Here is a 509-nt window from a genome sequence, read left to right on the forward strand (position 1 = left end):
ATCGCCCGTGCCAACCGACGCGCCGACCGCCGATCACACGACCTCATCACCGCTGTGACCAGCAGTTACCCCAGAACGCAATGACCCTGCGGCGAGGCTGCCTTGGCAATTCGAGGAACAGGCCAACCGAAGCGCGACCTGGCCATCCGTTCACGCCACAGCCCTCTAATCATGACTACCCCCTATGTACGAGATGTCACGTTACGTGAAGACGCACATCAAGCCCGGACCGGCAACGGACCCGCCGTGTTCGCCACCCTCCGTAACACCTCGATCGGATACCACCGCCTCAACGGCGCCACCAACATCGCCGAAGCCACCCGAGAAGCGAGCCACCGTCCGCACCACCTCATCACCGCCGTGACCACCGGAAAACCGAACGTGACCAGCGGTAAGGCCACTACGCAATAGCCCTGTCCCGGACGCACGGTCGTTTCAACATCATCCGGTGAGGCCGAGGATGGTGAATGGCCTTGTCATTTCGCGGTTGGCCCAGCGGGTTGCTTCGG

Annotated in this window: 1 pseudogene; it reads left to right on the forward strand. The window is 62.5% G+C overall.

The window, feature by feature from the left end:
- Positions 1 to 183: 183 nt before the first annotated feature.
- A pseudogene (locus tag ACQ0O7_RS45210) lies at positions 184 to 411 on the forward strand (hypothetical protein); the annotation flags it as partial.
- Positions 412 to 509: the final 98 nt, after the last annotated feature.

Source organism: Actinoplanes sp. G11-F43 (assembly GCF_050589265.1).
Taxonomy (GTDB): Bacteria; Actinomycetota; Actinomycetes; order Mycobacteriales; family Micromonosporaceae; genus Actinoplanes.